The sequence below is a fragment of the Nocardioides sp. genome, from assembly GCF_004803405.1.
In the GTDB taxonomy this organism is placed as follows: domain Bacteria; phylum Actinomycetota; class Actinomycetes; order Propionibacteriales; family Nocardioidaceae; genus Nocardioides; species Nocardioides vastitatis.
Genome location: NZ_SSXI01000246.1, coordinates 19827 through 27120 on the forward strand (window position 1 = coordinate 19827; position 7294 = coordinate 27120).

Genomic DNA, 7294 nt, shown 5'->3' on the forward strand with positions numbered 1-7294 from the left:
TCTCGTTGAGGCTCTCATGCGCATCTCCCCCCGGATCGCCCGTCTGATCGCCGGCGGCACCACCCTCGCCGCTGCCGCGATCACGTTCACCCTCCCCTTGCCGGCCGCGCCGGCCGCCCCGGCCCCGGACGTGAAGCCAGCGGCCGCCTCGAAGGCCCCCTCGGACCTCCGCGACGTGATGTGGGTGGGCAACAACTGGGACGGCACGGCGACCGTCATGGACGCCCGCACCTACGAGGTGCTCACGCAGCAGGTGGACCTGATCCCGGACAAGGTGCAGGAGCTGGCCGACATCGCCAAGAACCCGGAGTGGCTCGCGTACTACCTCGCGATCCAGGCCGGTCCCGGCGAGGGACACGCGCAGTACGTCGACGACATGTTCACCACACTCGACGGCCGGTACCTGGCGGTGTCGCGGCCGAGCTTCGCCGACGTCGTCTGGATCGACATCGCGAAGGCGACGGCCGGGGAGGCCGACTCGATCGTCCGCGAGCAGCCGATGGACGGGCGCCGCAGCGACCACATGGGCCTCTCCCCCGACGGTCGCCGCCTGCTGGTCTCCGACTCGACCTCCCGCCAGGTGATCGAGTACTCGATGGTGGACGAGACCCTCGCCGACGGCACCCGGGTGCAGATGGGCGACCGGATGCGAACCTTCGAGTCCGGCGAGACCCCGCACGAGAACAGCTACACGCGCGACGGCGAGCGGATCTTCCACGCCTCGATCGGGAAGGTCTACACGCCCGGCGACGACCCGCTCCTCGACGAGCTCAAGGGCGACCGGTGGTTCCAGGTGGTCCGCGCCTCCGACTTCTCGATCCTGCGCCGCTGGGACATCGGCCGCGAGCTGGCCGAGGCCGGCCACCCGCAGATGAGCGGCGCGGTGCGGCCGATGGCGATCGCAGCGGGAGAGCGGTTCGTCTACTTCCAGGTCTCGTTCTTCCACGGGCTCGTCGAGTTCGACACCCGGGCCCGTGACCTCAACCAGAGCTCCGACTACATCCTCGGCCGCGTGCAGGAGCCGGCCGTCGGCGCCGTCACCCGCCTGATCCCGCTCCCGAACCGGGTGCCGCTGATGCCGCGCGAGCTGTACGTCAACGACTCCGCCCACCACGGCCTCTCGATCAACGAGAACGGCTCGACGCTCTGCGTCGCCGGCACCATGGACGACTACGCCGCGTTGGTGGACCGGAAGACAGGGAACTACTTGATCTTCGACAAGGAGACGACGGGCCACAGCTACGGCAAGCCGTACTGGACCACCGAGGGTGTCGACGACACCTGCTGGATCTCGCTGTCGGAGGCCGATGCGGTCGCCGTCCTCGACCCGTCCACGGGCAAGGAGCTCGCCTACGCCGACGTCGGCAACCACCCTCAGCGGGTGCGCCACGGCTACGTGCGCGAGGACGTCGTCGCCAGCTGGTGACTAGGCTCCGGTCCGTGACCGAGTCGCCGACGCCGTACGCCCTGGCCGATCAGGCCGCCTCCCGCCTCGCCGACCTCACCGGGGTGGCTCGACACGACATCGCGCTCGTGCTCGGCTCCGGGTGGCTGCCCGCCGCCGAGGCGCTCGATCCCACGGGCGAGAACACCACCGAGCTGGACGCGACGGACCTGCCCGGCTTCGCCGCGGCCGCCGTCGCCGGCCACTCCGGCAAGGTCCGGTCGATCCGGCTTCCCGGGGAGAGCGGTGACCGGTTCCTGCTCGCGTTCCTCAGCCGCACGCACTTCTACGAGGGCAGGGGCGTCGGGGCGGTCGTCCACGGCGTCCGTACGGCGGCCGCGGCGGGCTGTCACGCGATCGTGCTGACCAACGGCTGCGGCGGGCTCAAGGACACCTGGGAGCCCGGCCAGCCGGTGCTGATCAGCGACCACATCAACCTGACCGGCCGCTCCCCCATCGTGGGCGCCAGCTTCGTCGACCTCACCGACCTGTACTCGCAGCGCCTGCGCGAGCTGTGCCGCACCGTGGACCCGTCGCTCGACGAGGGCATCTACGTGCAGTTCCCGGGTCCCCACTACGAGACGCCGGCCGAGATCGGCATGGTGCGGGCGATCGGCGGCCACCTCGTCGGCATGAGCACGACTCTCGAGGCGATCGCCGCCCGTGAGGCCGGCATGGAGGTGCTGGGCATCAGCCTGGTCACCAACCTCGCCGCCGGCATCAGCGGCGACCCACTCGACCACGCGGAGGTGTTGGAGGCGGGACGGGCCGCCGCCAGCCGCATGGGCGACCTGCTGGGCAGGGTCGTCCCGCTGATCTGACGGCGGCCCGACTGGACCGACGGGTTCCTCAGCTCGCCCGGTTCATCGTCCGCACCCCGACCCACAGGCCGAGCACGCCGACGAGCGCCGACGCACCGAAGCCGGCGGCCACCGTCTCGATCGGGAACGAGCCGTCGAAGAGCGCACGCTCCGCCTCCACGACGTACTTCAGGGGGTTCAGGTCGGCGGCGGTCTGCAACCAGCCCGGCGCGCCGTCCAGCGGGAGCAACACCCCGGCGAGCAGCAGCAACGGGAAGATCACGGTCTGCTGGACCGTCCAGAACACCCACGCCTGCTCCTTGGCCGCCACGGCCAGCGCGAGGCTGAGCGAGCCCAGACCGACGCTGAACGGCGCCAGCACGAGCACGCCGACGAGCACCCCACCGACGTGCAGGTCGAAGCTGAACGGCGCCACCGCCAGCACGATGATCGCGGTCTGCAGGAGCAGCGGGACCATCTCGCGCAGCGCCTTGCCGATCATCAGCGCGGAGCGCCGCACCGGTGAGACGAGCAGCCGCTCGAACGAGCCGCTGATGATCTCCTCGCTGAGGTTGGCGCCCGTGAACGAGGCACTCATCAAGGCGGTCATGGAGACGATGCCCGGCACGAACCACTGCAGTGCCGAGCCGTCGGCGGTCGCGGGGAGCAGTGGCGCGAAGAGCCCCAGGAAGACCAGCGGCTGCACCATGGCGAACAGCACGGAGGCGGGCTGGCGGAGCACCGGCTGCAGCTCGCGGACCAGGACGTTCACGATGTCGGCCAGGAGGCCGACCCGTTTCGCCGCCACAGGGGCACGACGGTTGGGGGACGCGGACGCGACCGGCGCCTCGATCTGGATGGTCATGCTGCCTCTCCTTCGGTGGCGGCGCCGTCGACGACGGGGCCGGTGTTGTCGGACTCACGCAGACTCCGTCCGGTGAGGTTGAGGAAGACGTCGTCGAGGGTCGGTCCGACGACCTCCAGCCGGGCGATCGGCATCCCCGCGCCCGCCAGCTCGGCCACCAGCCCGGGCGCGGCGTCCCGTCCGAACGGGACCCGGACTGCGACATGGCTGTCGGTGACCGTCACCTGCGCGCCGGGGATCCGGTCGGCCCGTTGCGCCGCCGCGTGCGCGGCGTCGGCGTCCGCGAAGTCCATCGAGACCAGGTCGCCCAGTGCCGACTTCAGGCCGGCGGCGGTGTCGTCGGCGATCACCTTCCCGTGGTCGATCACGATGACCCGGCCGGCGAGCGCATCGGCCTCCTCCAGGTAATGCGTGGTCAGCACGATCGTGGTGCCCAGCTCCTGGTTGAGCCGCCGCACCTGCTCCTGCAGGTTGACCCGGTTCTGGGGGTCCAGCCCAGTCGACGGCTCGTCGAGGAACAGGATCGCCGGCTCCTGGACCAGCCCGATCGCCACGTCGAGCCGCCGGCGCTGACCGCCGGAGAGCTGCGACACCGGCCGGTCCGCGTGCTCGCCGAGATCGAACGCCTCGAGCAGCTGGTCGCTGCGCATCCGCGCATCCCTCCGCGACAGGCCGTGCGCTCGCGCCTGGCAGATCAGCTCGTCGCGCCCGCGGAACTGGTGGCCGGCGGCGTTCCCCTGGCCGACGTACCCGATCGAGCGTCGGACCGCGGCGCGGTCCGCGACGACGTCGTGCCCGGCGACCTCCGCCGATCCCGCGGTCGGGGCGATGAGCGTGGTGAGCATGCGCAAGGTGGTCGACTTGCCGGCCCCGTTCGGTCCGAGGAACGCGACCAGCTCGCCGGCCGCGACCTCCAGGTCGAGCCCACGCACGGCCTCGATCGTCTGCTTGTTGCGCGTGAAGTGGCGGGTGAGGCCGGTGGTGCGGATCACCGGGCCGCCGCCAGTCTTGATGTGGTTCGTCTCCATGACGACCACGCTAGGAGGCATTCCGGTCAGGTTCTGTCCTGATTCTGCCTAGACTGGGAGCCGTGAGCACGAGCGCGCGGATGCTGCGGCTGCTGTCGCTGCTCCAGACCCATCGCTTCTGGTCCGGCAGGGAGCTCGCCGGCCGACTGGAGGTCAGCGAGCGCACCCTGCGCCGCGACGTGGACCGGCTCCGCGACCTGGGGTACGACGTCGACGCCGTCCGGGGCGCCGCCGGTGGCTACCAGCTCCGGGCCGGTGGCAGCCTGGCCCCGCTCCTGCTCGACGACGACGAGGCGGTCGCGATCGCGGCGGGCCTCCGCTCGGCGGCGAACGGCGGCGTCCCCGGCTTCGAGGACACCGCGGTGCAGGCGCTCACCAAGGTGATCGCGCTGATGCCGCCTCGGCTCCGCCGCCGGATGGACGCCCTGAAGACGCAGACCGAGGGGCTGCCGTGGACCGACGGTGGGCCGGGGCTCGACGCCGCCGTGCTGACCACGCTCGCCCAGGCCTGCCGGGACGACGAGCCGGTGTCCTTCGACTACACCGCGGCCGACGGCACTGCAACCGGCCGCCGGGTCGAGCCGCACCGGCTGGTCAACCTCGGCCGACGCTGGTACCTCGTGGGCTACGACCGCGACCGGCAGGACTGGCGGTCCTTCCGGGTGGACCGGGTCGCCGGCACCCCGGCCACATCCGGTCAGCGGTTCCGCCCCCGCGAGATCCCGGGCGGGAACGCGGTCACCTTCGTCCGCAACGGTCTGCGCAACCAGCCGCAGCGCTACCAGGTGCGGGTTCGGATGGCAGCGCCGGCCGCGGCCGTCGGGGCCTACCTGGGCCGGTGGGGCGACGTCGAGCCGGCCGGCGCCGACGCCTGCGTGCTGTCGATGAACACCGAGACGCTGGACTGGCCGGTGATGGTGCTCGCCAACTTCGACTGCGACTTCGCCGTCGAGACGCCCCCCGAGCTGGTCGACCTCCTCGCCCGCGTGGCGCGGCGGTTCACCGAGGCCACCCGCTGAGCCGGGTGCTCAGCGTGCGGCGTAGTCGCGATCCCTCTCGCCTCGGATCCACAGGGTGTCGGCGGTATCGGTGCCCTCGGCACGCAGCTCGCGCTTGAGCACCTTGTTGGTGGCCGTGCTCGGCAGCTCCTCGGCGATCCGCACGTAGCGCGGCCACGCCTTCGGTGAGAGGTCCCGCTGGGCGCCCAGGAACTCCTCGAACGCATCGGGGGTGAGCGCCGCCCCGTCCCGCAGCACCAGCGCGCACATGAGCTGGTCGCCGACCCGCTCGTCCGGGACGCCGTACACCGCGGCCTGGCTGATCGCCTCGTGGCGCAGCAGGATCTGCTCGATCGGAGCGGCGGCGAGGTTCTCGCCGTCCACCCGCAACCAGTCGCTGGTGCGGCCGGCGAGGTAGACGAACCCCTTCTCGTCCCGGTAGGCGAGGTCACCCGACCAGTACATGCCACCGTCGAGCCGGTCGGAGGTGGCCTTCGCGTCCTTGTAGTAGCCCGCGAAGAAGCCGGCGCCGGTCGTGTTCACCAGCTCGCCGACCGCCGAATCGAGGTTGGTCACCCGGCCGTGCTCGTCGAAGACCGCCCGCGGGCACTCCTGCCGCGTCTCGCGGTCGTAGACGGCGACGCCGTCGAACGGGACGCCGATCGACCCGGGCGGCGTGTCGTCGGTGCGGGTGATGATGACCGCGGTCTCGGTGGAGCCGAAGCCGTCCCAGACCGTGCAGCCGAAGCGCTCCGCGAACTGCTCGATGTCGCGATCGGAGGCCTCGTTGCCGAACGCGACCCGGAGCGGGTTGTCCCTGTCGTCCGGGCGTTCGGGAGTGGCGAGGACGTAGGCCAGCGGCTTGCCGACGTAGTTGAGGTACGTCGCGCCGTAGCGACGCACGTCGTCGACGAAGCTGCTCGCGCTGAACTGCGCCACGGCCAGCGCGGCGCCGGACTGAGCGGCCACCGCGTAGCCGGCGAGGATCGCGTTGCTGTGGAACAGCGGCATCGAGCAGTAGACGACGTCGGCGGGGGTGATCGAGAACTTGTCGGCGAGCGTCGCCCCCGACAGGACCACCATGAAGTTGGCGACCTGCACCGCCTTCGGGTCGCCACTGGTGCCCGAGGTGAAGATCAGCATGAAGGTGTCCATGGTCTCCACCGTGCGGAACCGGTCGGTGGAGCGCGGCGCGTCCGCAGCCTGACGGCGCCACGCGTCCTCGTCGGTGTTGACGACCCTCGCCCCGCCGAGGTCCAGCCCGTCGAGCAGACCGATGTGCTCGTCGTCGGTGAGCAGCACCTGGCAGTCGGCCCGGCGGACGTCGGAGGCGAGACCCTCGCCCCGCCTGGTCGCGTTGATGCCGACCGTGACGTGCCCGCCGATCGCGCCGGCGGCGATGGCCATCGCCATCTCCGGGGTGTTCTTCATCAGCACGCCGACGTGGACCGGGCGCTCGGGGTCGACCATCGCATGCAGCAGGTGGGCGCGGGCGGCGCTCTCGCCGACGTAGTCACGCCAGCTCCACACCTGCCCCTGGTGCTTCAGACCCGGCGTGTCGCGTTCGGCGTGCTGGAGGAGGAAAGCCTGGACGGTGTCAGACATGGGACGGCTCCGGTGCTGCCTGGTGGGACTGGGACGGGGAGGGAGCAGGCAGGTGGCGTCGCAGGAAGGCGACGGCGTGCGCGACGGCCAGCTCGTGGCAGGGCTTGCCCGGGAAGAGATCGAAGTGGTCGCCCGGGTAGTGGCGCACCTCGGCACGGCCGGCGAAGGCGGCCTTGGCGGACGCGTACGGCGGGGCGCTGTTGTCGAAGTCGGCGATCTGCACCAGCCACGGGACGGCCAGCCTCCGCGCGTCCTTCGCCGGGGCGCGGGTGCCGAGCTCCATGACGACGTCGGCCGCGACCTCGTTGCGCCACGTCGGTCCGGCGATCGAGAGGTAGTCCTCGTACGCGCCCGGCAGGGTGAGCGCGCCGACCTGGCCGGGGGGCGCCACGACCGGGATCATCGCGGGGCCGCGGCCCGCCCGGCGACGTACCGCGGAGACCACGCCGCGGCCGGTGGACGTCAGCAGCTGGGCGGACGTGTGATGCCGCGTCGCCAGCCTCGCCGCGGCGAGCCCGTCGACCAGCGGCACCGCGGAGATGACGGCCACGACG

Annotated in this window: 6 protein-coding genes and 1 pseudogene; 3 read left to right on the forward strand and 4 right to left on the reverse strand. The window is 71.7% G+C overall.

Features of this window, described 5'->3' with window-relative positions; translation table 11 throughout:
• Positions 1-16: 16 nt before the first annotated feature.
• Positions 17-1426 (forward strand): YncE family protein, encoded by a 1410-nt coding sequence (locus E7Z54_RS17960; protein WP_206056373.1) that lies wholly within the window; start codon positions 17-19, stop codon positions 1424-1426.
• A gap of 14 nt (positions 1427-1440) precedes the next feature.
• Entirely contained in the window at positions 1441-2265 is an 825-nt protein-coding gene (locus tag E7Z54_RS17965; protein ID WP_136436052.1) for a purine-nucleoside phosphorylase, read from the forward strand.
• Positions 2266-2293: 28 nt separating this feature from the next.
• Here E7Z54_RS17965 and E7Z54_RS17970 read toward each other — a convergent pair whose 3' ends face one another.
• Positions 2294-3109: an ABC transporter permease gene (locus E7Z54_RS17970; RefSeq protein WP_136436054.1), complete on the reverse strand. Its 816-nt coding sequence runs from the start codon at positions 3107-3109 to the stop codon at positions 2294-2296.
• A complete protein-coding gene (locus E7Z54_RS17975; RefSeq protein WP_240769764.1) occupies positions 3106-4137 on the reverse strand; it encodes an ABC transporter ATP-binding protein in 1032 nt (343 codons plus the stop codon). The genes E7Z54_RS17970 and E7Z54_RS17975 overlap by 4 nt, the downstream gene beginning before the upstream one ends.
• 62 nt (positions 4138-4199) lie before the next feature.
• On the opposite strand from E7Z54_RS17975, the gene E7Z54_RS17980 reads away from it, so the two are divergent.
• Positions 4200-5156: a helix-turn-helix transcriptional regulator gene (locus E7Z54_RS17980; protein ID WP_240769765.1), complete on the forward strand. Its 957-nt coding sequence runs from the start codon at positions 4200-4202 to the stop codon at positions 5154-5156.
• Positions 5157-5165: 9 nt separating this feature from the next.
• Here E7Z54_RS17980 and fadD1 read toward each other — a convergent pair whose 3' ends face one another.
• Positions 5166-6740 (reverse strand): fatty-acid--CoA ligase FadD1, encoded by a 1575-nt coding sequence (gene fadD1 / locus E7Z54_RS17985; RefSeq protein WP_136436055.1) that lies wholly within the window; start codon positions 6738-6740, stop codon positions 5166-5168.
• Positions 6733-7294, reverse strand: a pseudogene (locus E7Z54_RS23430) (hypothetical protein); the annotation flags it as partial. The pseudogene E7Z54_RS23430 and the gene fadD1, both read right to left, overlap by 8 nt.

Coding starts and splice junctions, on each gene's coding strand:
- E7Z54_RS17960 (WP_206056373.1), top strand. CDS start 17: ATGCGCATCTCCCCCCGGATCGCCCGTCTGATCGCCGGCGGCACCACC.
- E7Z54_RS17970 (WP_136436054.1), bottom strand. CDS start 3,109: ATGACCATCCAGATCGAGGCGCCGGTCGCGTCCGCGTCCCCCAACCGT.
- E7Z54_RS17975 (WP_240769764.1), bottom strand. CDS start 4,137: ATGGAGACGAACCACATCAAGACTGGCGGCGGCCCGGTGATCCGCACC.
- fadD1 (WP_136436055.1), bottom strand. CDS start 6,740: ATGTCTGACACCGTCCAGGCTTTCCTCCTCCAGCACGCCGAACGCGAC.